The sequence below is a fragment of the Cephaloticoccus primus genome, assembly GCF_001580015.1.
In the GTDB taxonomy this organism is placed as follows: domain Bacteria; phylum Verrucomicrobiota; class Verrucomicrobiia; order Opitutales; family Opitutaceae; genus Cephaloticoccus; species Cephaloticoccus primus.
Genome location: NZ_LSZQ01000013.1, coordinates 31,636 through 56,005 on the forward strand (window position 1 = coordinate 31,636; position 24,370 = coordinate 56,005).

Below are 24,370 nucleotides of genomic sequence, written 5' to 3' on the forward strand. Positions count from 1 at the left end.
CCTTCTGCTTTGCGAGTGTGTGGGCCCCGTGTGTTGACACGGGGCCTGCGCTTTCATGGCCTGCTCGCTATGCGCACCGAAAAAGATTCGATGGGGGAAATGTCCGTGCCAGATGACGCTCTGTGGGGGGCCTCGACCCAGCGAGCCGTCCTGAATTTTCCGATCAGCGGGCGGCCCATGCCAGAAGGCTTTGTCCGCGGACTCGGGCTGATCAAGGAGGCCGCCGCGCTGGTAAACGAATCGCTCGGGCGGCTCAGCGCGGAGAAGAGCGAGCTCATCCGCCGCGCCGCGCAGGAGATCATTGAGGGCAAGCTCACAGCGCATTTCCCCGTAGACGTTTTCCAGACCGGCTCGGGCACTTCGAGCAACATGAACGTTAACGAAGTGATCGCGCGCCGCGGCTCGCAGCTCGCGGGCAAGCCCGGCGCCCTGCACCCCAATGACGACGTCAACATGGGGCAGTCGTCCAACGACATCATCCCCACCGTCCTGCACCTGAGCGTCGCGCTCGCGCTGAAAAACGATCTGCTGCCCGCGCTCGCGCAGTTGCGCGGGGCTCTGGAGAAAAAGAGCGCGGCCTTCGCGCAGATCGTGAAGATCGGGCGCACGCACCTGATGGATGCGACCCCGCTGACGCTCGGCCAGGAGTTTTCCGGCTACGCTGCGCAGGTGAAAAAATCCGAATCGCGTGTGGAGCGCGCGATTGAGGTGCTGCGCGAGCTGGCGATTGGCGGGACGGCCGTCGGCACCGGGATCAACTCGCACCCGCAGTTTGCCCCGAAGGTTTGCGCAATCCTGGCGGAAAAAACGGGGATCGCCTTTCGCGAGGCGGACAACCACTTCGAGGCGCAGGCCGCGCGCGACGATGCGGTCGAGGTCGCCGGACTGCTCGCCACCGTGGCCGCCAGCCTGACAAAGGTGGCCAACGACATCCGCCTGCTCAGCTCGGGCCCGCGCGCGGGGCTGGCCGAGCTGCGTCTCCCCGCCACCCAGCCCGGCTCCTCAATCATGCCCGGCAAGGTGAACCCCGTGATGAGCGAGATGCTCGTGCAAGTCGGCCTCTACGTGCAGGGCCTCTCGCAGACGGTCGCCGCCTGTGGGCGCGATGGCCATTTCGAGCTCAACGTCACGATCCCCCTGATCGCGCACTGTCTGCACGAATCCGTGCGCTGCCTGGCGAATGGCGCACGCGTGTTCAGCGAAAAATGCGTCGAAGGGCTGGAGGCCGACGAAGCGCGCTGCCGCGAGCTGATGGAGCGCTCGCTCATGCTCGTGACCGCGCTCAATCCCTACATCGGCTACGATGCCGCTGCGAGCGTGGCCAAAGAAGCACTCGCCGAAGGTAAGTCGCTGCGCGAAGTCGTCCTCGCCCGCCAGCTGATGGACGCCGAAACTCTCGAACGCGCCCTCGAACCCCTCGCCATGACCAGGCCCTCGGGCGACTAGCCTGTGCATCGCGCATGCCCTGCGAATCGGGGGCGTTGGTCTCCGGCTTGCAGGGACGCAGAGGCGCCGAGCAGTAGCGCTAGCCTTTTGGTACCTATTGGCCGGGTATTCAGTCGCCTTGGCCTTTCGTTTGTGGTGTGGGAGAGCCGCGTTTTCCCGTCACTTGGCTCTAGTTGTTCAAGTCAGGAAAGTCTCTCTCTAGGTCTCCAGCCAATTCAAGGCGGCGACTGGAGAGAGAGCAGTTACATCTCTGAATTTCCTGAAATCGCGATCAAAGGTGCTCACCGGCTGTCCGGATTTATTGGCATCAAGGAAGATTAGCCTACGCGCTTTTCTTCGTTTGCTCATCGAGTGCTCCCAGATATTGGCCGATGGCCTCTTCTGCGCTTAGCCCGTGCGCCGCCTGCCCTCGATTGGAAACATCCAATGATCCAGCCCCGCTATCGAGCTGCTGCAAGACGAACTGCCCGTCCACGAAGTAGACTGCCAGGTCCCCGCCTTCTTTCACCTTCATCCAGTCCCGAAGCATTTTCGGGAGTGTGACCTGCCCTCTTTTATTAACGCATAGTCGGAACATGTGCGGTGGGAGTTGGAGCGGCAGACTCGAGTGTCGTACGGGTTAAACGCAAGGGGGCCGTTATGTGGCCCCCAAAAAAGCATCCGTTTCGCCCTCGGCCGCTTTTCTCACTCTCCCACGCGTGCGCCCTCTCAACCCGCCGGTGTCAGTGCGGCGTGCAGGGTGCGGATGGTGTCGTGGAGGCGGGGGAGGGCGGCGGGCGTTACAAGGGTGCCGGGGGCGTTGCGGCCCCACTGGCTGCCGGGCCAGGTCGCGCTGCGGAGGAAGTCTTCCATCGCGGCGTCCATGCCTTCGACATCGAGGTAGTCCTTCTGCTCCCTTGGGTCGCGGTGGGGCGAGATAAGCGTGGCGGGGATCGCGGTGATCTGTCCGCTCGAGATGTAGGCGAGGTCGTTCAGGTGAACAAAGGGGCGCGAGTCGGCGAGGCTGGTAGCGGGGCGCGGCTCTTCGCCGCGCAGGTAGCGGTAGTAGGCGAGGTGGTTTTCGCGGACGGCGTCGAAGCCGTTGACCTCGATCCGTTCGTCGCCCCGTCCGTCGAGCCAGCGAATCTCGGCATGGCTGCCGACGGTGTAGCGGATCTCCGCCTTCTCGCAGCGCAGCGTCTCGCAGTGGCGGGTCTCGCCCGCGCAGGCGTGGGTGAGGGCGCAGCGCAGGGTCTGCCCGTTACTGGTCACGGTCTGGACGAAGAAGGTGTCGGCGCTCTCGATTGCATGGGCGCGGTAGAGCTCGGCGCGCACGCTGGCGATCTCCGCCCAGGTGGAGAGTGTGTCCTGGCCGAGCCAGAAGAGCATGTTGTGGACGAGGTGCGCGTTGGCGTTGCCGAAGCAGGAGTCGAGGACGAGGCGGCCGTCGAGCATGAGGCGGCCCGCCCAGTCGGTGCGGTAAAAGTAGTCGGCGGGGCGTGGCCAGCGGGCCAAGAGGCTGGCTTCGATGAGGGCGCCAAACTCGCCGTCGAGGAGCCGCTGCTTGAGCGCGCGGCGCGCGGGCTCGATGATGAAGTTAAAGGCGACGAGTGCGGCGCGCGGCACCTGCGCGTCGTGGGCGATCATCTCCTCCAGCTCGGCGTGGTCGAGCGTGGCGGGTTTTTCCAGATAGACAGGCAGGCCCGCTTGAGCGGCGGCGCGGTGCATCTGCGCGTGCAGGTTGATGGGCGTGGAGACGACGACCATGTCGAGCGACTCGCGGCAGGCGTCGATCATCTGCTCGTAGTGGGTGAAGACGCGCACGCCGCGCTCGGCGAAGTGCCAGGCGTGCTGCTGCGGGCTAAAGGCCTCGGCCTGCGGGTCGCAGGTGCAGATGAGCTTGGCGTGGCCCTCGGCCTCAAGCTGTGCGACGGTGTGGTGGTGGGCAGCGGCGAAGCCGCCCATACCGATGATGCCGATTCGCGTGGGGCGTGGTGGCGAGGCGCTCATAGCAGCTTGAGCCTGGGGAGGTCCTGACCGTCGACGATGCCGACTGGTTTTCCTTTGGCGTCGAGGACTATCAAATCATCAATCTGGTGTTTTTCAAAAAGGTTCAGGGCGTCGATGCCCATCGCGTCGTCGCGGATGGTTTTAGGGGTAGGGGTCATGAATTGGTTCACGGGTTTGGTCAAAAAATCGGTGCCGCTGAGCGCGCTGCGGCGGAAGTCGCCATCGGTCAGAATACCGCTGAGGCGGCCACTGCGCGGGTGCACGAGGGCGATGCAGCCGCTCTTGGCCTTGGTCATGGCGAGGATGGCGTCCTGGAGCGTGGCGGTGTCGGGGAGCTGCGGTGCGCGCGCGCCGGTGCGCATGAGGTCGCGCACGCGGACGAGCAGGGCGCCGATGTTGCCGCCGGGGTGGTTGCGCGCGAAGTCGTCGCGCGTGAAGCCGCGGGCTTGCAGGAGCACCATGGCGAGGGCGTCGCCGAGCGCGAGTGCGGCGGTGGTGCTGGCGGTGGGCGCGAGCGCGAGCGGGCAGGCCTCGCGCGGTACGTGGTAGAGGAGCAGGTGGTCGGCGTGGCGCGCGAGGTCGGAGTCGGCGCGCGAGGTAAAGGCGACCAGGCTCACGCCCGCGCGGCGCAGCAGGGGCACGAGGCGCAGGACTTCCGTCTGGCCGCTGTTGCTGAGCAGCAGCGCGAGGTCGCCCGGGCGGCACAGGCCGAGGTCGCCGTGCAGGGCCTGGGTGGCGTCCAGAAACGCGGAGGTCGCGCCGGTGCTGTTGAAGGTGGCGACGAGTTTTTGGGCGATGTGCGCGGACTTGCCCACGCCGCTGAAGATGAGTTTGCCGCCCGCCTGGAGCGTGGCTTCGACGGCGCGGGCGGTTTTCACAAACTCGGCCCCCAGTTTTTTGGCCGTCTCTTGCAGCGCTTCGGTCTCGATCTGGAGGCAGTTTCGCGCGCGGCTGAGGATGGTTTTCGGGGTCAGTGCCATTTAGGGTTTGTCTCCTATTCGGGGAGTTTGCGGACTCTCTAGGCCGAGAGTCGTTTCGTTCAATCCCTTTCAACACGCCGCCCACGCCGACACCGCTATCATGGTACCTTGCAGAACTTACCTGGCGCGCTGCTTCGCTCTGCGGAGGTGGGGGTGGCTTGCGCTGTTGTCCTGCGTGATTTTTTCGGCCTGCGATCCGCGCGACAAGGGGCCGCAGGGGGCAGAGATTGATGACCCCAACTACCGTCTCGGCCAGCGGCTGGTGAAGCAGGGCCGCAGCCAGGAGGCACTGGCCGCCTACTTGCGCGTGATCGCCGCGCGCGGGGAGGCTGCGCCGGAGTCGCACCTCGAAGTGGGGATCATCTACTTGCAGCAGATCAAAGACCCTATCGCGGCGATTTATCATTTTAGAAAATACCTGGAGCGAAACCCGAACTCGCCGCAGGCCCCGCAAGTGCGCGGGCTGGTGGAGGGCGCGAAGCGTGAGTTCGCCCGCACGCTGCCCGCCAACCCGCTGGAAAACCAGAGCGAGCGGCTCGACATGGTGGAGCAGATCAGCCGTTTGCAGCGCGAGAATGACCAGCTGAAGGCGGAGCTGCTGAGCGCGGCGCGTCACGCGGCGACGCAGCCGCCTGCGCTGACCCAGGTGCGCGTGCCGACCAATGGCGTGCTGCTGGTGCCCTCGCGCGATGCAGAGCGCGACCGTCTGCGCGAGTCGCCTCCGCCGCCCTCGCAGCAGCAAGTGCGTGGTACTGCGCGCCAGCCGCAGGTCGTCGCGGTAAATACGCGCGAGCCCTCGCCGCTGAGCCTAGCGCCCGTGCAATCAGCGCAGGCATCCGCCGCGCCGGTCGTGCGTGCACCGACACGCCCGGGGGCAGCCGCGACAGCGAACGCCAATGCTGCGCGCCGCGTGGCGGCTGCGGAGGGCGCCCCCGTGGCGACTCGCCGGCACGTGGTGGCGCGCGGCGACACGCTCTTCGGGCTCGCGCAGCGATACTACAACGACCGCACGCGCTGGCGGGAGATCTACAATGCGAACCGCGACGTACTCCCTAACGAGAATTCCCTAGCCGTCGGGATGGAACTTCGGATCCCCCAGTGACACACATTCCGCCCTCGTCCTGTGATGCTTTTACAAAGTTTACATAATCCCCTGCTGCTCGTCGGCATCTTGCTGGTCGGGCTGTCGCTCGCCTTGCAACTGATGCAGGTGCGGCTGCTTGAGCGGCTGGAGAACGGCTTCAAGAACAGCCGGCTGAGCGCGGATCAACTGGATCGGTGCGTGCTTCTGGCGCGTTGGGCACCGGTCGTATTGACGGTGGTCGGGGTCACCCTGCTGCTCTTCGGGTTGGGCGATGTGCAGGAGGCGTTTGAGGCCGCGCAGGAAATCGAGCCGGAGGCGACCTACTACCGATGAGCGAGTTTTTCTCGGCGGCGTGGATCGAGCCCGTGGCGACGGTGCTCGGTGTGGTCGCGATAGGGCTGATGATTCGCCAGAGCGTCTGGAACTTCCCCATCGGGCTGGTGCAGGTGGTGCTCTCGGGCATCATCTTTTACAACGCGCGGTTCTACGGGGAGGTGAAGCTACAGGCACTCTACTTTGTGATGCTGTGCTACGGCTGGGCGCACTGGCTGGGCAAGGGGCGGGAGGGACGGGGCGCGAGGTCCGGCCGCCCGGCTCAGCCCGTTGAGCCAGATGCGGAGGAGCCCGTACTGCCCGTTACGCGGCTGAGCCTCGCGTGGCGCGTGGGCTACCTCGTCGTAGGCGTAGCGGCGACCCTGCTGTGGGGCGGCTACATGGCGCGGGCGACGGATGCGGCGGCGCCCTACCGCGATGCGTTTATCACCTCCTTCAGCGTCCTGCTGTCGTTTCTTCAGGTGCGCAAAAAAATCGAAAACTGGGCGGGCTGGGTCGTCGTAAACGGCGTGGCGAGTGCGACCTATTTTGCCGCGGGCCTGTACTGGTTTGGCGTGCTGTACTTTTTCTTCCTCCTGCTGGCGGTGAGCGGGCATGTCGAGTGGATGAAGTCGTATCGAAAGAGGAGGTATGCGATTGCCCCCTGATCAAACGCTGAAGCGGGTGGCCGTCTTCGGGATCGAGTCGACGGGCAAGAGCACCCTGGCCGAGTTTCTCGGGCGGCACTACGGCGCGCCTGTCGCGCCGGAGTTTGTGCGCGCGTTTTGGGATGCGCACGACGGCCAGATCGGCGCGAGCGATCTGGGCGAAATCGCGCGCGGGCAAATGGCCGCCGAGGACGCTGCCGCCGCTGCGGCACTGGCCCGGTGGGGCGGGAGGGGCGGGAGGGCGCAGCGCGCGCTGGCCTCGGAGAGCCCGCCCCCCGTCGCCCCAAGCCCGCCGCTGCGAGCGCCGCTGATCATCTGCGACACCGAGCTGCTGACCAACCAGCTCTACGACGACCTGCTCTTCCCCGGGCACTGCCCCGAGTGGCTGCGCGCCGAGGCGGAGCAGCGCAGCCGCCGCTACGCGTTGTACCTGCTGTGCGGCATCGATATCCCCTTCGTACCGGACCGGATGCGCGGCGTCTCCGATCCCGCGCGTCGCGCGCAGTGGCAGGCGCTTTGGCGCGAGACCCTCGTTTCGCGCGGGCTGCCCTTTGTGGATATTTGCGGGGAGTGGCCGGAGCGGCAGCGGCGGGCGGTCGCGGCGATCGACGCACTTTTGTAAAAACGGCGTTACGCGCGTCGCGCCCGTCTTGCCTATGTACGCGGTTTTCCCCCAGCCTGCGCGGCTTATGGAAACTTGGCTCAATGGCCTTCACGCATGGATCAGTGGGCTCGGCCTGTCGGCGGAGCGAGTGGAGCTGGCCTCGCTGGCGGTAAACCTCGGCGTGCTGCTGGTGCTGGCCTTTGTGGCCAACTTTATCGCCAAGCAGTTGATCCTGCGCGGCGTCGCTGCGACCGTGCGCCGCACTCCCGTGAAGTGGGACGACGCGCTGCTGGAGGCGCACTTCTTCTCGCGGCTCTCGCACCTCGCCCCCGCGATGGTGATCAATGCCTTCGGCTCCCAAGTTCTCGGCGCCACGCCCGAGGTGCTCGCAGTCGTAAACGCGGTGGTGAACATCTACCTGACGGTGATCTGGGTCATCGTGTTCTTCGCGTTTCTCGATGGGCTGCACCTGCTGGCGCGGCGCTCGGGCCGCGCCGACCGCACGCCGATCAAGGGCTTCGTCCAGGCCTTCAAGCTGGTCGCTGCCGTGGTCGCGCTGATCCTCGTGCTCGCCACGATTTTAAACAAATCACCGGTCTACATCCTCGGTGGCATGGGCGCGCTGACCGCTGTGCTGCTCCTCGTTTTCAAGGACGCGATATTGGGCTTCGTGGCGGGGATCATGATCTCGGTAAACGAGATGGTGCGCATGGGCGACTGGATCGAGATGCCCAAGGCGGGTGCCGATGGCGACGTGATCGACGTATCGCTCACCACCGTAAAAGTGCAAAATTGGGACAAGACGATCACCACGATCCCCTCCTACGATCTGATCTCCGGCTCGTTTAAAAACTGGCGCGGGATGTTCGAGTCGGGCGGCCGGCGGATCAAACGCGCGCTGTACATCGACATGCACTCGGTACGCTTTGCCGACGAGGCAATGATCGAGCAGTGGCGGCGGATCGACCTGCTGAAAGGCTACCTCGACGAAAAGCAGGCCGAGATCGACCGCGACAACAGCCAGCGCGGCACCGACCTGACGATCCTCGGCAACGGGCGGCGGATCACAAACTTCGGCACCTTCCGCGCCTACTGTGTCGCCTACCTGCGCCAGCACCCGCGGATCAACCAGGGCATGACGATGCTCGTGCGCCAGCTCTCCCCGGGCGAGCACGGCATCCCGCTGGAGCTCTACGTCTTCACCAACGACACGCGCTGGGCCGTCTACGAAGACATCCAGGCCGACATCTTTGACCACCTGCTCGCGGTGATCGACCAGTTCCAGCTCAGCGTCTTCCAGCAGCCCTCCGGCGGCGACCTGCAATCCGCCGTGCGCCAATTGGTCGGTGGTGGCAGCAGCAGCGGCGGGAGTGCGGAGCGGATCGCCTCGCCGCGCGCGGCGGCGCTGCATGCGGCAGCGCAGCGGAGCGAAGTGCTCGGCGGCCCACGCGCCGGGGCGACCTTGCGCGCGGACAGCGAGGCCGAGCTGGAGCCGCGCGACGCGAAATGACGGAGGCTTACCTGCAACGCTTTGGCGGGCTCGTGCGGCTCTATGGGCGCGCGGGGCTCGCCCGCTTGCACGCGGCACATGTGTGCGTGGTGGGCCTCGGCGGTGTGGGCTCGTGGACGGTCGAGGGACTGGCCCGCAGCGGCATCGGTGCACTGACGCTCGTCGATCTCGACGACCTGTGCGTGACCAATGTGAACCGCCAGCTGCCCGCGCTCGACGGCACGATTGGCCGGCCAAAGGCGGTGGTGCTCGCGGAGCGCGTCAAATTGATAAACCCGTGTTGCCGCGTTGTGGCGTTAACCGAGTTTTTTACCGAGCAGAGCGCGGAGCGGATTTTGGGAGCGGCGACCAGTGGGCGCCCGGGGGCAGCGAGCGCGAACGCAGCAAGCGAGGGCTGGGTCGAGCGCACGAGCGGCGACCTCGGCGCAGGCGCAGAGGGCCGCCGCCCGCGCTTCGACTGCGTGGTCGATGCGATTGACGATGTGGGCAACAAGGCGCGGCTCGTGGCTGCCTGCGCCGCGCGCGGCTTGCCTGTGGTGACGGTCGGCGGAGCGGGCGGGCGCAGCGACCCGACGCAGATCCGGCTCGGCGACTTGGGCGAGGCTTGGGGCGATGAATTACTGCGGCAGCTCCGCCGGAAACTGCGGCGCGAGCATGGGTTTTCCGCAGGCATGCCCAAAGGGCGGATGCACTTCGGCGTGCGCTGCGTGTGGTCGAGCGAGCCGCGGATTTTCCCCTGGGCCGATGGCACTTGCCGCCACGAGCCCGAGGAGGAGCGGGAGGGGCGGGAGGGTGAGGCGAGAGGCAGCCTCAGGCTCGACTGCGAGAGCGGGCTTGGCGCGGCGGCCTTTGTAACGGGCTCGTTCGGGCTGGCTGCGGCGGCGGATGCGGTGCGCGCTATTGTGGGAAAAGCTGGCGGAAGTTGATGCCGATGCGTTCGGCAAAGAGCGCGAAAGGCTCGTCGCGCAGCTCGGCCAGTGTGCGGTAGCCTTGTGCAAGGTCGGGCCGGGGCGTTTCCAGTTGCTGCGGCGCGTTGGGAGCATCGGCAGCGGTTTCCTTGGGCATGTCGGTCTCGACAAGAAGCCGCTCGGGCGGGACGGCGCGCGCGGCAGCCCGGGCGCGTGTGCGTTGTGGGGCGAGTTGGCCCGCGCCAAAGGAGAAGCAGGCGCCCAGGCTTGCGAAGTCCTTAACCAGCTCGGCCGAGCCGGAGTAGGCGTGGAGCAGCAGGCGGGGCAGCGGTTTCGTCGCGCGCAAAACATCGAGCAGCAGCCCGTGCGCTCGCGTGCAGTGAATCGTGGCGACGCGGCCCAGCTCGGCGGCGAGCGCGAGCTGCGGGGTGAAGGCGGCGAGTTGCTGCTCAATCGGCGTGGGCGGCAGGTGTCGCGGCATGTGGCGGTCGAGCCCGATTTCGCCGACCTGGGCGCGCGGGTTTTCGAGCAAGTGTGCCCTGAGTTGCGCCAGCCAACCGGCAGGCGCATCAGCGCAGTACCACGGGTGCAGCCCGTAGCTCGGGATGAGCCGCGGGTCGCTCGCGGCCTGCGCGGCGACTCGGGCCCAGTCGCCCGGCTCGGCGCTGTTCAGGACTGCGAGCGCGCAATCTGCCGTGGGGCGGTGCGTATGCGCATCGTAGAAAGTCACGGGCTGGGGCGTTTTCTTGTGCGAAATGAAAAAAAGCGGCCTGAGGCCGCAGAAGCTCAGGCGTGGCGCTCTTGCGCCTGCGCGAAATGAAAAATCCGCGCGCGGACGGCGGCGAGGCCGTTGCGGCGCGTGGGCGAGAGGCCATGCAGCAGGCCGAGCTCTGCGAGCGGGTCGCAGCCTTCCGTCTCGCAAGCGAGGATTTCGGCAGGCGTGCAGCCGCTGAAAAATTCGCAGAGCAGGGAGACGAGGCCGTTAACCAACGGGCTGTCGGCGGCGCAGCGGAAGCGGCAGCGCCCATCAGGGCCGAGCTCAGCGCTGAGCCAGACTTGGGAGATGCAGCCTGCGACGAGCTGGCTGTCGTGGCGCTCGTGCGCAGCGAGTTGGCCGCCGCCCTCGCCCGCGCTGCTGCGGCGCGCGCGCTCGACGATGATCGCGAGCCGCTCTTGCGCGTTTTCGATCAGGTTCAGGTCGGCGATCAAGGCCTGTTGTAGCTCGGTCACAGTGGATGGCGGCGGTGAAAAAGGGCTGGGAGGGATCAGCGTCTGGTTTCGCCCAGGACTTCGAGGTTTTCGTCGCGCAGATTCAGCAGCAGGGCCTTGCCGCTGCGCGCGACGCGCAGCTCGGCCCAGCGTGCCTGTTCGTAGTGCGCGGCGTGGCCTTCCTGGAAGAAGAAGGCGTTGGGACCGATGCTGGGGCTGCCTGTCGTGCCGCGCAGTTTTATGGCGACGCGGGTGCCGTCGGGCAGCGCATCGGCCCGCGCGCCGATGGAGTGCAGGGCGGTAGCGCGGCCTTCGTCGTCGAGGGCGAGGTAGGCGTAGCGCGGGCGCAGCATCGTGGGGCGAGGATCCTTTCTGAGGCGCGCGTTTCGAGGGGGCAGTTTTTTGAGCACTTCGTTATCAAGCGCGAAGCGCAGTGCCATGAAGTCGCCTTGCATGAGCGAGCGCGGATCGACGGGGGCGAGCCGGACGAACACGGGCTGACCCTGTGCGATGGTGCGCTCGTTCCCCCAGATGCCCGAGAGGCAGAGCAGGACGGCGAGTGCGAGGGCAGGGCTCAGCGCGGCGAGCTTGATCTGGCGTGCGTGTGCGGGGAGTGCCGCGAACGGTGCGAACACTGGTGCCTGGTTCGGGCTGTGCTCCACTTTTTGCGTGTTGGCGGCATGCGGCTGGCTGTCCGGCGCGAGCAGCCAGTTCAGGCCCCAGCGCAGCGCGAGGAGGAGCGCGCCGGAGCCCATGAGGGTGAGCGAGCGCGCGAGCAGTGTTTGCTCCAGGTTGTAGTACATCTGCCCGACTACGATGGGCAGCGCGACGAGCATTGCGCGAAACCAGGAGGCTTGGTGCGTGGCAAAGGTGACGAGCAGCAACGCCGTGCAGAGGACGAGGCTGGCGTCGTGGTAAGCGAGCAGCGCGAGGAGGCCCGCGGCGACGAGCAGGGCGATGGAGAGCCGCTGGTCGCGCGAGTCGTCGCCCTTGAGGAATTTGCGCGTCAGGTAGGCGACGACGACGATCAGGAGTATGGCGGCCCCCGTGCTGTGCAGGGCCGAGAGTTGGCTCGGCTCGCCCGTTTTGATGAAGCTGCGGGTGAAAAGGTAGAACGATCTGTAGTTACTACGTGTCCAAAGAAAGATCAGGACGTAGAGGCTGCTGCTGTGGGCGAGGGCGTGGAAATACTCGCTGTGCTTGTGCGTGGTCCAGCGCGGGCGCGTGAGCCAGAGCGCACACGCTGCCACGGATACGGGCAGACCGATGAGGAGGTGTATTTCGTAGCTGGGCTCGATGACCTGGAGCAGCGCGAAGAACGCCCAGAACAGGCAGATCGTGCGGTGCAGCAGCGTGGTGCGCGGGATCGTGAGGAACAGGGCGAGCGCGAGCGAGAGCTTCAGCACTGTGTCGCTGGTGATATCCCCCTGCGCTTGGCTGATCGCGAAGAAGATCTGCCCGGTGATCGAGAGGGCGAGCGCGGCTTGGGTGAAGAACAGGGTATCGCGCTTTTTGAAAAACAGCAGGAACGCGAGCGCGATGAAGCCCGCCCCGCTCACAGTCATGAGGGCCGGACTGATGAAGCTGACTACGGAAAAGGGGGCGGTGATCATCGCTGCGGCGAGCCAGGCAGCGATGCCCTGCACGATGTTGAGCCACATCGGCGTGCCCGCCGTTTCGGGCACGGGTGTGAGGGGCGGCGGGCTTGCGGGAGTTTCACCGGCGCCGGCGTGCGTGCGCTCGGGCGTACCTTCTCCGTCGGCTCGGTCTGCGGCCTCGCTGTGAGTGCTGGAGGTGGGCGCGAGTGCGGCGGCGGGGGCCAGCGCGAGTGCGGGCGCAGCCGTTTCGGCAGCAGCCGTGGGCTTGGGTTTTGCGGGGTGCTGCCGGGCGCGGTGGAGTGTTAAGAGCCAGTGGCCGAAGAACGCCGAGGCCCCGATCAGGAAGGCGCCGTTGAAGATGGGGCCGAAATAGAGCATCCCCCCGTCGAGACCCAGTTTGAGATCCCATGTGAGCCGGAAGAGCGCAGTCGTCAGAAAACCAATCAGGCTGAAGCCCGAGAGCCCGAGCATCACGAGGTCGAAGCGGTAGTGCCGGTAGAGCGCGAGGCTGAGCACGGCGGCGGCGATAAACGGCGCGATGAAGCGGCCGTAGTAGGGTGCCTCCCAGACACCGAGGCATGCCGCGAAACCGAGCAGGCCGAGGGTGAGGAGTGCGGCGAGGCGCGGCAGCTCGCGGCAGGGCGTAAACAGCGGCGAGTGCGCGAAACGCTCGGCGAGCACGAGGAAGCCGCCGTTGAGGACGATGGCGCACAGAAACTGAGTCGCCGTGTGTTCCCTGCCCGAGCCAAAGAACCACGGGTCATCCAGCCACAGAAAGAGTCCGGTATTGGCGACGGCGAGCCACAGCACCCACGTTTCTGGCCCGCGTGCCAGCAGCGCGAAGGGCATGATCAGCACCGCCCAGATTGCGAACAGCTCCCAGAGATTGGCCCCCGTTTGGTAAACCTGGCCGATGAGCGCCAGCACGGCACCGAGCAGCAGCGCGGTGCCGAAGAGCGCGGCCCGCCAGCCGATCGACGGTGGCCGGGGCGCTGCGGCGGACAGCGAGCCCGGGTGCGCGTTTGGGGAAAACAGCGCGTAGCCCGCGCTGGCGCACAGCACCGCAAATGCGATCCCGAACTTGGCGAAGTGGTGCAGCTCGGCCCAGTTGTAGGCGAAGAAGAAAACCACGCCTGCGGCGGCGAGCCCTACGCCGAGAAAAGCCAGCAGCCGGTTTCCCAAGAGGAACCAGCGCCGCCGCTCGGCGGCATCCGCCGCACGGGCTGTCCCGTCCTGGGGATTAACCGGAGTGGCTGCGGCCACTGCGCCGGCGGAGACGGTATCGCTCGCGCCGTTTGCCTCCGGAGTCGGGCTGGGGCTTGGCAGCGGGGCGGAGGAGTCGTGCTGGGGCAGGGTGGTGCCGCGCTGCGGAGAAGAGTCGTGTGGTGGGGAGCCGTTTTCGGGAGCCATGTTTTTGCCTGTTGTGTGGCAGGCGACATTGCGCTGTGGCCCGCCCCACGCGATAGCGAAAAACAACGCAGACCGGCGAGACTGCGGCCCCCCGGTGTTTCAGCAACGCATTTGCCTCAGTGCTCCGCTAGCGGCTGTCCACCGAGTCGGTGGCGATCAGTGCGGTGATCAGGATCAGGATGATGACCATTGCGACGACCATTGTCGTTTTGGGGGAAGTGGGGAGAAGGCGGGGCCGTGTTGGCGGGCGGAGACTTTTGGGCGAAGCAGGAGGAAGAAGCGGAGCAGAGGCGGAGCCCGCTCCGGAATGCGGCTCCGCCTTGTGCTTTGTGCTGGGTGCGCTTGAGCCCGGAGTTAACGCGCGGCACTCAGCCGTGCCGCAGTTTGCGCGGGCGTCTCGCTGCTATCGTCCCAGCCGCCGCCGAGCGCGGCGTAGAGGCCGGTGAGGTTGCTCAGGCGGGCGAGTCGGGCGGCGACGAGTTGTTGCTGCGCGGTGAACAGCTCTTGCTGGGCCAGGAGCACGGCGAGGTAGCTATCGACTCCGGCGCGGTAGCGGGCCTGCGAGAGTTCGTAGCGGCGGGTGGCGGCGGTGACCCGCGCGGCCTGCGCGTCGACCTGCGTGCCGATGGTTTTCGCCACGGCGAGGGCATCGGCGACTTCGCGAAAGGCGGTCTGGATCGCTTTCTCGTAGTTGGTGATTTCGATGCGCTGGGCGAGCTTGGCGACGTCGAGCTGCGCGCGGTTTCGCCCGCCTGCAAAGATCGGCAGCGCGATCGAGGGCGCGAAGGTCCACGCCTTGGTGCCGCCTTCAAACAGGTCGGAGAGCTCGGGGCTGGCGCTGCCGCCAAAGGCGGTCAGGCGCACCGAGGGGAAGAAGGCGGCGCGGGCGGCACCGATATTGGCGTTGGCCGCGCGCAGGTTGTGCTCGGCGGCGAGGATGTCGGGGCGGCGTGTGAGCAGCTCGGAGGGTAGCCCTGCGGGGAGGTCTTCGATGAGGGCTTCCTGGCTGGCGAGTGTGCCGGCGGCGGGAAGCGTCGCAGGCAGCGGCGCGCCGACGAGCAGGACGAGGGCGTTGTACGCGAGGTCGCGGGCTTGCTCGATCTCGGCCACGCTGGCGCGGACAGCTTCGCGCTGGGCCTCGGCGGTGCGCAGGTCGATCTCGGAGGCGATGCCCGCCTCGAAGGACTGGTGGTTTAGCGCGTAGCTGCGCTCGGCAGCCGCGAGGATTTGCTGCGCGAGGTCGAGCCGCTCTTCGGTGGCGAGCAGGTTGAGGTATTGGCGGGCAACGGCGGAGATGAGCGCGATATGTGCGCTGCGGTGGGCCTGCTCGGTGGCGAGGTATTGTTGCAGCGCGGTGTCGCGCAGGCTTGCCACGCGGCCGAAGAAATCGAGCTCGTAGGCGGGGATCGAGAGCCCGACCTGGTAGGTCGAGTCGATCGAGCGCTCGCCTGTGGGCGAGAGGCTGGCGGGCGTCTGGCGGCGCGTGCCATCACCGGTTGCGGCGATGTCGGGGAATGTCGCGGCGCGCTGGATGCGGTAGAGGGCGCGGACGCGCTCGACGTTGAGCGCGGCGGCATGCAGGTCGCGGTTGTTCTCAAGCGCGAGTGCGATGATGGCGCGCAGGCGCGCGTCGCCGCCGAAGAATTGCTGCCAACTGAGCTCGACTGCGGGGGAGATCGGGCCCGTCGCTTCGGGATAGCTTTCCGCGACAGGTGCGGCGGGCCGCTGGTACTTGGGCGCGAGTGAGCAGCCTGCGCTGCCGAGAAGGGCAGCGACGAGGAGCGCGGCACCCACCCGCGCGTTAGACGGCTTGGCAGGCATGCTCGTGTGTGAAGCGGGGGAGCGGGAAGTCATGTGTGAGGGAGCCATTGTCAGGAGTCCTCCTTTTTGGCGGTGAGGGTGTTGGGCTGGACGCGGAAGAGGCGCAGGATGACGACGAAGAAGAGCGGGACAAAGAAGATGCCCAGCGCGGTGGCAGTGAGCGTGCCGCCGAACACACCGGTGCCGATGGCGTTGCGCGAGCCCGCGCCTGCACCGGTGGAGATGGCGAGCGGGAGCACGCCGAGGCCAAAGGCGAGCGAGGTCATGAGGATGGGCCGCAGCCGCTGTCGGGCCGCTTGCAGCGTGGCGTCGATCAGGCTCATGCCGCTGTCGAAACCCGCCTTGGCAAACTCGACGATGAGGATGGCGTTCTTGGCGGAGAGGCCGACGATCGTCAGCAGCCCGACCTGGAAGTACACGTCGTTGGGCATGCCGCGCAGCATGGCGGCGGCGAGCGTGCCGATGACGCCCAGGGGCACGATCATCATCACGGCGGCAGGCACCGACCAGCTTTCGTAAAGCGCCGCCAGGCAGAGGAAGACGACGAGGATCGAGATCGCGTAGAGCGCGGGGGCCTGGCTGCCCGCGCTGCGCTCTTCGTAAGAGAGGCCTACCCACTCGATGCCGAAGCCGTCCGGCAGTTTTTGGGCGAGCTTGGTAATGGCCTGCATGGCGGCCCCTGTGGAAACCCCCGGCGCGGGAATCGCCGCCACGGAGGTGGAGGGGATGCCGTTGAAGCGCTCCAGCGCCGTGGGGCCGAGCTGCCAGGAGCTGCTCGCAAAGGCGCTAAAGGGCACCATCTCGCCGCGGTTGTTGCGCACGTGCCATTGGTCGAGATCCTCGGGCCGCATCCGCGAGTGAGTATCGCCGCGCAGGTACACGCGCTTGGTGCGCCCGCGGTCGATGAAGTCGTTTATGTAGGCGGAGCCCCATGCGCTGGCGAGCGTGCTGCTGATGTCGCTGAGCGAGATGCCCAGTGCCGCTGCCTTTTCGTGATCGATATCGATCTTGAACTGCGCGGTATCGTCCATGCTGTTGGAGCGCACGTTGATGAAATGCGGGTCGGCGTTGGCCAGCTCGATGAGCTGTTTGCGCGCGGCGGTGAGCGCATCGTGCCCGAGGACGGCGTTGTCCGTGAGGCGAAAGTCCAGCCCGTTGGCCGTGCCCAGCTCCATGACGGCGGGCGGCATGAAGGCGACCGCGATCGCGTCTTTGCGCGGGAGGAATTTTTGCAGGAAACGCCCCTGTATTGCAGCCACGGCCTGGTCGGGGCGCTTGCGCTCGTCCCAGTCCTTGAGCCGCACAAAGGAGAGTATCTGGTTTTGCCCAAAGCCCGAAAAGCTGAAGCCGACGACGCCGAACAGGCCTTCCACATTTTCGGACTCCGCTTCGAGGTAGTGGTCCTCGATGTCCTTGAGGACGGCGAGGCTTTGCTCGTAGGTCGAGCCGGAGGGGAGCTGCGCCTGGGTGAAGAGGAGCCCCTGATCCTCGTCGGGCAGGAAGCCGGTGGGCACGTGCTTGAAGGCCCAACCGAGCGCGCCGACGATCAGCAGGTACACGACGATGAAGCGGCCCTTGCGGCGGATGATGCCGCCGACGCTGTTGACGTAGTGGTCGGTGCCGCGATCAAAGATGCGGTTAAACCAGGCAAAGAAGCCCGTGTCGTGGTAGTGGTGACCCTTGGCGATAGGCTTCAGGATCGTCGCACACAGCGCGGGCGTGAGCACGATGGCGACGAGGACGGAGAGGCCCATCGCCGAGACGATCGTGATCGAGAACTGCCGGTAAATCGCCCCCGTCGAGCCGCCGAAAAACGCCATCGGCACAAACACGGCGGAGAGCACCAGCGCGATACCGACAAGGGCGCCGATGATCTGCTGCATCGACTTTTGCGTCGCTTCGCGCGGCGGTAGCCCCTCCTCGGTCATCACGCGCTCGACGTTTTCGACGACGACGATGGCGTCGTCCACCAGCAGCCCGATCGCCAGCACGATGCCAAACATGGTCAGCGTGTTGATGGAAAAACCGGCGGCGGCCATGATGCCGAAGGTGCCGAGCAGCACGACCGGCACGGCGATGGTGGGGATGAGCGTCGCGCGGAAGTTTTGCAGGAACAGGTACATCACCAAAAACACAAGGATGACGGCCTCGACGAGCGTGTGGACGACCTCGGTGATGGAGATGCGGATGAAGGGCGAGGTATCGAGCGGGTAGACGATCTCGATGCCTTCGGGGAAATAGGGCTGGAGCTCGGCGAGCTTGGCGCGGATGCCCGCAATCGTCTCCAGCGCGTTGGCTCCCGTGGCGGGCCGCACGGCCATACCGGCTGCGGGCATGCGCTTGAAGCGGCCCGCGATTTCGTAGGACTCGGGGCCAAACTCGACGCGGGCGACATCGCGCAGCCGCACTTGAGAGCCGTCGGAGTTTACCTTGAGCAGGATGTTCTCGAATTGCTCGGGCGTTTCGAGCCGCGCCTGCGCGTTAACGGTGGCATTGATGAGCTGGCCTTTGGCGGCGGGCATCGCGCCGAGCGCTCCGGCGGAGACCTGCACGTTTTGCGCGCGGATGGCACCGGCCACGTCTCCAGGCATGAGCGAGAAATGCGTCAGCTTCGCCGGATCCAGCCAGATGCGCATCGCATAGGCCGAGCCAAAGGCCTGGATCTCGCCGACGCCCGGGACGCGGCTGATCGGGTCTTGCACGCGGCTGATGACGAAGTCGCTGATGTCGGAGGCCTGCATGCTGCCGTCGGTCGAGACGAAGCCGACGACCATCAGGAAGTTTCGCACCGACTTGGTGACGCGCACCCCGAGCTGCTGCACCTCCTGCGGGAGCAGCGGCATGGCCAGCGCGAGCTTGTTCTGCACCTGCACCTGCGCGATGTCGGGATCGGCCTCCGCGTTGAAGGTGATGTTGATCCTGACGTTACCCGTGTTGTCGCTGGTCGACTCGATGTAGCGCAGGTGGTCGATGCCGTTCAGGCGCTGCTCAATGACTTGCGTCACAGAGTCCTCCAGTGTCTTGGCGGAGGCGCCGGGGTAGCTCGCCTGGATGGCGATCTGCGGCGGCGCGATACTCGGGTACTGGGCGACGGGCAGCTCAAGAATCGAGACAGCCCCCGCGACCATGATGACGATGGCGATGACCCACGCGAAGACGGGTCGGTCGATGAAGAAACGGGCCATGAGTTTTTTTAGAAATTAAGGAGCCGGAATCCGGCCTGGGTTTAAGTGGACGTGTGGGAAGTTAAGTGCGAACGGCGGCGGGCTGGTAGGTGCGGCGGCGCTGTGGCGGGCGAAGCGGCGGGAGGGGCGTGCGGGGCGGGAGGGCGGATAGCGGTGTCGGGTCGCCGCCGCGCAGAGCCACGAGTCGCTCGTGCGTTGTGATTAATAAATCCGCGCGGGCGGCTTACCGGGCTGCGGGAGCTGCGCTCGGGCCAGCCGGAGGGAGCGGCTTTACCGGCACGCCGGGCCGCAGCTTTTGCAGATTGTCGAGGATGACGCGGTCGCCCGGCTGCAGCCCACCAGTCACGAGCCAGTCGCTCCCGACCGTGCGCGAGACTTCGATCACGCGAAGTCCGGCAACGGTGCCGATGGGGCCGCCCTCCTCAATGACCAGTACCGTGGCCTGCCCGAGAGCATTGCGCGTAACGACCGATTGCGGGACGAGGATCGCGTCGGGCTTGGTGCCCTCTTCGACACGCGCGTGGACAAACATCCCGGGCAGCAAGCTCAGATGCGGATTGGGCACGGTGCCGCGCAGCGTGACGGTGCCAGTAGTCGGGCTCACCGTGACGTCGGAGAACGCCAGCGTGCCGCGTTCCCCGTAGGTCTCGCCGTTGTTAAAAAGCACCGTGAGCTTGGCTGTACTCGATCCGTTCTTTTTGAGCAGGCCACTGTCCAGAGCCGTCTTGAGCTGGAGTGCGTCTTCGGCTGGTTGGCTCAAGTCCACGTAGAGCGGGTCGAGCTGCTGGATGGTGGCCAGAAGCGTGGCCTGGGCCTGCTGCACATAGGCGCCCTCGGTGACTTCGGCGCGGCCGATCCGGCCCGAGATCGGAGCGACGACGCGCGTGTAGCCCAGGTTGATCTCGGCGCTGCGCACAGCCGCGCGTGCCGCCGCGACATCCGCGGCGCGCGCCTTGGCGTCGGCCTCGGCATTGTCGTAAGTCTGGCGCGAGATGGCGTCCGTCCCCACGAGGTCCTTGTAGCGGCGGGCCTGGGCCTGCGCCGAGAAGAGGCTGGCCTCGGCACGCGCGAGGTTGGCGCGTGCGCTGTCGAGCGTCGCCTGGTAAGGCTCCGGATCGATCTCAAAGAGGAGCTGGCCGGCACGCACATCCGCCCCTTCGGTGAAGTGGCGCTTGAGGACGATGCCCGTGATGCGGGCGCGCACCTCGGCCACGCGGTACGCACTGGTGCGCCCGGGGAGCTCGCGCGAGAGCGTGACCGGCTGCGTGGCGACCGTCAGGACGTGAGACTCCAGCATGGGGAAGCCACCGCCCGGGCCTCCCGGGCCGCCGCCTTGCTGGTTTTTGCCGCAACCGCTCAAGGCGAGGGCGGCGAGCCCGAGCAGGGCGAGGTTGCGAGGAGCGAAGCGCTTCGGGCGGGGATGTTGAGGAGACGACATATTAAGGGAGGGACTGTGGGTCACTTGATTCGTGTGCGTGTGTGATCAGGTTAGTTTTTGTTTTCCAAAAAATGTTGTCTGAGACGTGAACAGGTATCGTCGAGCTGGGAGAGCTCCCGCGAATCGACGTGCGACATGAGGGTGTTGACCATCTGCAGGCACTGGGCGATGGCGCCCTCGAATACGCGGCGGCCTTTCTCCGTCATACGTATGGAGAGCGAGCGACGGTCGTCCGAGGAGCGTTCGCGCCGGATCAGGCCCGAGACCTCGAGCCGCCCGAGAATCGTCGAGATCGCGGGGCGGGGCAGGTGGAGCTTGTGCGCGGCTTCGCTAGGTGTCAGCGCATCAGGCTCTTGGCGAATAACCTGGGCGAGGAGGACGAAGCCCAGCTCGGTGACTTCGCACAGCGCGAGCTCGCGCTTCAGTCGTCGCTCCAGCGCTTGCGCGCTGTCCACGAGTGAGAACAGCGTCTTGCAACGCCGCTCGGATTGGCCAGTGGTGTCGGCGCGGGCTGCCTCGAAGAGTAGTTCACGGGCAGGCTGGTGAGTCGCAGTAGAAGGCATGGAGCGGAAAAGGCGCCGATAGTAGCTGAAAATTGATCTCGTTGTATGACTTTGTTGCTTGCAGACTGATCTCTAAAAGTTATCAGGGCCCATTTATGGAACTGCGGCACTTGCGTTACTTCGTGGCGGTGGCAGAGGCACTGAACTTCAGGCGGGCGGCGGAGCGGCTCCACGTGGCTCAGCCCGCATTGAGCAAGCAGATCCAGCAAATGGAAGACCGCCTCGGGGTGAAGCTGCTGCACCGCAATACGGGCGGTGTGCGGCTCACCGACGCGGGCGCGGTGATGCTCGACGAGGCGCGCGATATTCTGGAGCGCGTGGAAATGGCCGAGGCCGCGGTGCAGGACGCAGCGAGCGGCAGCGCAGGGCGGCTCAACGTCGGCAACCTCGGCGCGATCACCGCGTGCTTCCTGCCGCAGGCCCTGTCGCTCTTTCGGAAGCGCTATCCACAGGTCGAGGTTAATCTGATCGAGACAGGAGTGTACGACCAGCTCGAGAACCTGCAGTCCGGAAAGGTCCACCTGGGCTTCATGGCGGAGAGGCGCCTCGCACTCCCCCCTGCTCTGGAGGCAGTGGAGGTGTTGAGCACGCGACCCGGTGTTGTGATGCATGGCGAGCATGCACTCGCGAGCCACCCCTCCATTTCGCTGGACGACCTGGCGATGGAGTCGCTCTTGACTGTCGGCGAGCCCGGGAGGCAGGCGAGGCACCAGCAATACCTTCACGAAATCTTCGCGTCGCGCGGCATCCGTCATCGACCCTTGCGGCGGGTAGGCAGCTTTGAGTCGCTCATGGCGATGATCGAGAGCGGCCTCGGCGTCTCGATCCTGCTGCCACTCGCGCGCGGCACCGACAACGTCGTCTACCGCCCGATCAAAGAAGAGGGCGAAGACCTGACCGCACACGTATTTGCCGTGTGGCGCCGAGGCATCGAATCCCAAATCCTGCAAAACTTCCTGAGCACCCTGCGCAGCACCTGCAAAGGCTACGGACGCTCAGGGGAGGCCCTCGCCAAATAAGAATCGGTCGGAGACCGTGCCAATGAGCAGCGCGTGATCCGCGGGAAGCCCCCCTCAGCTCAGGGTGATTCCCCGGGCGGTGGCGGCGCGGATGAGGGCGTCGGCCATGTCGCTGGGGGTTTCGGCGACTTCGATCCCGCATTCCTTGAAGACGGCGATTTTAGCCGCGGCGGTGTCTTCGGCTCCGCCAACGATGGCGCCTGCGTGGCCCATCCGGCGTCCGGCGGGCGCGGTGGCTCCGGCGATGAGGCCGGCGACGGGTTTCCGGCAGTGGGCTTTGATCCAGCGGGCGGCTTCGACTTCGGCGCTGCCGCCGATTTCGCCGATCATGATGATGGCGTGGGTGTCCGGATCGTCGTTAAACAGTTTGATGACGTCGAGGTGCGAGGTGCCGTTGACGGGGTCGCCGCCGATGCCGACGCAGGTCGACTGGCCGATGCCGCGAGTGGTGAATTGGTAGACGGCTTCGTAGGTGAGGGTGCCGGAGCGCGAGACGATGCCGACGTGGCCTTTGCGGTGGATGTAGCCGGGGGCGATCCCGATCCGGCAGCCGCCGCGCGAGCCGTCTCCTGTGCCGGGCGTGACGAGTCCGGGGCAGTTTGGGCCGATGAGGCGGGTCTTGCGGCCTTGCATGGCGCGTTTCACGCGGACCATGTCTTTAACGGGAATGCCCTCGGTGATGGCGACGGCGAGGTCGAGCTCGGCGGCGGTGCATTCGAGGATGGCGTCGGCCGCAAAGGGCGGTGGGACAAAGATCGCTGAAACGGTCGCGCCGGTCGCGGCGGCGGCTTCGGCGACAGAGTTGAAGATGGGGACGCGGTGGCCGGCGTGCTCGAAGACCTGGCCGCCTTTGCCGGGGGTGACTCCGGCGACGACCTGGGAGCCGTAGTCGAGCGAGAGTTGGGCGTGCTTGGCACCGAAGGCGCCGGTGATGCCCTGGACGAGGATTTTGGTTTCGGGAGTGACGAGAATGGCCATGAGGAAAAATGGAGAGTGAGTGACGAGGGAGGGCGGGTTGGTTTGTGGGCGGTAGCCGCGGCGAGGCGGCGGAGGCGGCGACGGGTTTGGGCGAGGCTGGCGCGGTGTGCGGAGAGGGGCGGGAGGTCGGCGTGCGTGGTGTGTGTTGATGTCGCGTCAGCTCGCGCGCGGGCCCGATTTTGCGCGGCGCGGTGGCGCGCTAGGCGACGAGCTTGACGATTTTCTGTGCGGCGTCGGCCATGCTGTCGCCGGGGGTGAGGGAGAGGCCGGAGGCGGCGAGGGTGGCTTTGCCTTGGGCGGCGTTGTTGCCCTCCAGCCGGACGACGAGCGGGAGCGTGAGCCCGACTTCGCGGACGGCTTCGACGATCCCTTCGGCGATGACGTTGCAGTCCATGATGCCGCCGAAGATGTTGACCAGGATGCCGCGCACATTGGCGTCACCGAGGATGATTTTGAAGGCGGCGACGACTTTGTCCTTCGAGGCGCCGCCGCCGACATCGAGGAAGTTGGCGGGGTTGCCGCCGTAGTGTTTGATGATGTCCATTGTGCTCATGGCGAGGCCGGCGCCGTTGACGAGGCAGGCGATGTTTCCGTCGAGCGCGATGTAGGCGAGGTCGTACCTGGAGGCTTCGATCTCCTTGGGGTCTTCTTCGTTGAGGTCGCGCAGGGCGACGAGTTCGGGGTGGCGGTACAGGGCGTTGTCGTCGAAGGAGACCTTGGCATCGAGGGCGAGGACTTCGCCGGTGGGCGTGGTGATCAAGGGGTTGATCTCGACCATCGAGGCGTCGGTTTCCCAGAAGCAGGTGTAGAGGTTTTTAAGGAGCTTGGCGGCGTTCTTGGCTTCGCTGCCGCTGAGGCCGAGCGCGGCGATGAGTTCGCGGACCTGGAAATCGGCGAGGCCGTAGGCGGGGTCGACGAAGACTTTGGTGATTTTTTCCGGTGTCTCGTGGGCGATTTTTTCGATCTCCACGCCTCCCTCGGTCGAGGCGACGATGACGGGGCGCGAGCTGGCGCGATCGAGCAGGACGGCGAGGTAGTACTCTTTTTTAATGTCGCTGGCGGCGGTGAAGTAGATCGTCTGCACCTTGCGGCCAGCGGGGCCGGTCTGGAGCGTGACGAGGGTATTGCCGAGCATCCGGGCGGCGAGCTCGGCGGCCTCGGTCCTGGTCTTGCAAAATTTGACGCCGCCCTGGAAGCCGTCGGTAAAAGTGCCTTTGCCGCGCCCGCCCGCGTGGATTTGCGATTTCACCATGACAGGGCCTTCGGGGAGCTGCGCCAGCGCGGCGGGGAACTCCGCTTCGGACGTTGCGGGTACGCCCGCAGGGACTGGGACGCCAAATTGGGCGAAGAGGGCTTTGGCCTGATACTCGTGGATATTCATGTGCGGTGAGTGGGGAAGGCCGGGGAGGCTGGGTGACCTGGCCGCGCAAAGCAGCCAAATTCTCACGGGCAAATTTCTGCGCCGTGCCCGAGCGGCCCTGCGCCTCGCATGCGGGCGAAGTGTTCTTCTCTACTGTGCGTGAACTGACGAGCTGCCAACTGGCGGCTCGTTGGCGGCTTGCGGTTACAGACCGCTTCACTGGTGGCGAGCGCCACTTACAGCCATTGCTCACCACAAACAAAATCGCATTGAGCAATTGCAGGTTGG

At 66.1% G+C, this 24,370-nt stretch carries 20 protein-coding genes; 8 read left to right on the forward strand and 12 right to left on the reverse strand.

Annotation, left to right across the window (positions count from 1 at the left end):
- Positions 1-69: 69 nt before the first annotated feature.
- Complete coding sequence (locus tag AXK11_RS01805; protein ID WP_068628746.1) at positions 70-1,446, forward strand: class II fumarate hydratase; 1,377 nt, start codon at positions 70-72, stop codon at positions 1,444-1,446.
- A gap of 322 nt (positions 1,447-1,768) precedes the next feature.
- On the opposite strand, the gene AXK11_RS01810 is transcribed toward AXK11_RS01805, so the two are convergent.
- The 3 genes from AXK11_RS01810 to AXK11_RS01820 form a co-directional block, all read right to left on the reverse strand.
- Positions 1,769-1,960 carry a hypothetical protein gene (locus AXK11_RS01810; RefSeq protein ID WP_197456753.1) on the reverse strand — a complete coding sequence of 64 codons (192 nt, stop codon included), beginning with the start codon at positions 1,958-1,960 and terminating at the stop codon, positions 1,769-1,771.
- A 194-nt stretch (positions 1,961-2,154) separates the two neighbouring features.
- Entirely contained in the window at positions 2,155-3,435 is a 1,281-nt protein-coding gene (locus AXK11_RS01815; protein ID WP_068628751.1) for a Gfo/Idh/MocA family protein, read from the reverse strand.
- On the reverse strand, positions 3,432-4,415 hold the full coding sequence (locus AXK11_RS01820; RefSeq protein ID WP_068628753.1) for a KpsF/GutQ family sugar-phosphate isomerase: 984 nt from the start codon (positions 4,413-4,415) through the stop codon (positions 3,432-3,434). Before AXK11_RS01820 ends, AXK11_RS01815 begins: the two co-directional genes overlap by 4 nt.
- A 175-nt stretch (positions 4,416-4,590) precedes the next feature.
- On the opposite strand from AXK11_RS01820, the gene AXK11_RS01825 reads away from it, so the two are divergent.
- The 6 genes from AXK11_RS01825 (at position 4,591) to AXK11_RS01850 (ending at position 9,519) form a co-directional block, all read left to right on the forward strand.
- Positions 4,591-5,517, forward strand: a complete 927-nt coding sequence (locus AXK11_RS01825; protein ID WP_197456754.1) for a Cell division protein CpoB — start codon at positions 4,591-4,593, stop codon at positions 5,515-5,517.
- 21 nt (positions 5,518-5,538) lie between these two features.
- Positions 5,539-5,832 (forward strand): hypothetical protein, encoded by a 294-nt coding sequence (locus AXK11_RS01830; RefSeq protein ID WP_156469137.1) that lies wholly within the window; start codon positions 5,539-5,541, stop codon positions 5,830-5,832.
- Positions 5,829-6,479 carry a nicotinamide riboside transporter PnuC gene (pnuC, locus tag AXK11_RS01835; protein ID WP_068628758.1) on the forward strand — a complete coding sequence of 217 codons (651 nt, stop codon included), beginning with the start codon at positions 5,829-5,831 and terminating at the stop codon, positions 6,477-6,479. The genes AXK11_RS01830 and pnuC overlap by 4 nt, the downstream gene beginning before the upstream one ends.
- Entirely contained in the window at positions 6,469-7,101 is a 633-nt protein-coding gene (locus tag AXK11_RS01840; RefSeq protein WP_197456755.1) for an AAA family ATPase, read from the forward strand. Before pnuC ends, AXK11_RS01840 begins: the two co-directional genes overlap by 11 nt.
- A gap of 67 nt (positions 7,102-7,168) precedes the next feature.
- Positions 7,169-8,593, forward strand: coding sequence for a mechanosensitive ion channel family protein (locus AXK11_RS01845; protein ID WP_082780757.1), 1,425 nt, complete (start codon positions 7,169-7,171; stop codon positions 8,591-8,593).
- On the forward strand, positions 8,590-9,519 hold the full coding sequence (locus AXK11_RS01850) for a tRNA threonylcarbamoyladenosine dehydratase (RefSeq protein ID WP_068628764.1): 930 nt from the start codon (positions 8,590-8,592) through the stop codon (positions 9,517-9,519). Before AXK11_RS01845 ends, AXK11_RS01850 begins: the two co-directional genes overlap by 4 nt.
- Here AXK11_RS01850 and AXK11_RS01855 read toward each other — a convergent pair.
- The 7 genes from AXK11_RS01855 to AXK11_RS01885 all read right to left on the reverse strand — a co-directional run bounded on the left by AXK11_RS01855 (position 9,491) and on the right by AXK11_RS01885 (position 20,725).
- Entirely contained in the window at positions 9,491-10,231 is a 741-nt protein-coding gene (locus AXK11_RS01855) for a TatD family hydrolase (protein ID WP_068628766.1), read from the reverse strand. The genes AXK11_RS01850 and AXK11_RS01855 overlap by 29 nt on opposite strands.
- Before the next feature lie 56 nt (positions 10,232-10,287).
- Positions 10,288-10,731: a SufE family protein gene (locus AXK11_RS01860; protein ID WP_068628768.1), complete on the reverse strand. Its 444-nt coding sequence runs from the start codon at positions 10,729-10,731 to the stop codon at positions 10,288-10,290.
- Between the two features lie 35 nt (positions 10,732-10,766).
- A complete protein-coding gene (locus AXK11_RS01865) occupies positions 10,767-13,718 on the reverse strand; it encodes a GDYXXLXY domain-containing protein (RefSeq protein WP_068628769.1) in 2,952 nt (983 codons plus the stop codon).
- Between the two features lie 354 nt (positions 13,719-14,072).
- Positions 14,073-15,572, reverse strand: coding sequence for an efflux transporter outer membrane subunit (locus AXK11_RS01870; RefSeq protein WP_269446589.1), 1,500 nt, complete (start codon positions 15,570-15,572; stop codon positions 14,073-14,075).
- Between the two features lie 17 nt (positions 15,573-15,589).
- Positions 15,590-18,724, reverse strand: coding sequence for an efflux RND transporter permease subunit (locus tag AXK11_RS01875; RefSeq protein WP_068628774.1), 3,135 nt, complete (start codon positions 18,722-18,724; stop codon positions 15,590-15,592).
- Positions 18,725-18,947: 223 nt separating this feature from the next.
- Positions 18,948-20,162 (reverse strand): efflux RND transporter periplasmic adaptor subunit, encoded by a 1,215-nt coding sequence (locus AXK11_RS01880; RefSeq protein ID WP_068628775.1) that lies wholly within the window; start codon positions 20,160-20,162, stop codon positions 18,948-18,950.
- Between the two features lie 50 nt (positions 20,163-20,212).
- Complete coding sequence (locus tag AXK11_RS01885; protein WP_082780754.1) at positions 20,213-20,725, reverse strand: MarR family winged helix-turn-helix transcriptional regulator; 513 nt, start codon at positions 20,723-20,725, stop codon at positions 20,213-20,215.
- A 95-nt stretch (positions 20,726-20,820) separates the two neighbouring features.
- Here AXK11_RS01885 and AXK11_RS01890 point away from each other — a divergent pair, with 95 nt between their 5' ends.
- Entirely contained in the window at positions 20,821-21,744 is a 924-nt protein-coding gene (locus tag AXK11_RS01890; protein ID WP_068628779.1) for a LysR family transcriptional regulator, read from the forward strand.
- Positions 21,745-21,798: 54 nt separating this feature from the next.
- Here AXK11_RS01890 and sucD read toward each other — a convergent pair whose 3' ends face one another.
- Both sucD and sucC read right to left on the reverse strand, forming a co-directional pair.
- Positions 21,799-22,722: a succinate--CoA ligase subunit alpha gene (gene sucD, locus AXK11_RS01895; RefSeq protein WP_068628781.1), complete on the reverse strand. Its 924-nt coding sequence runs from the start codon at positions 22,720-22,722 to the stop codon at positions 21,799-21,801.
- 199 nt (positions 22,723-22,921) lie between these two features.
- Positions 22,922-24,103, reverse strand: a complete 1,182-nt coding sequence (gene sucC / locus AXK11_RS01900; RefSeq protein WP_068628783.1) for an ADP-forming succinate--CoA ligase subunit beta — start codon at positions 24,101-24,103, stop codon at positions 22,922-22,924.
- Positions 24,104-24,370 lie beyond the last annotated feature (267 nt).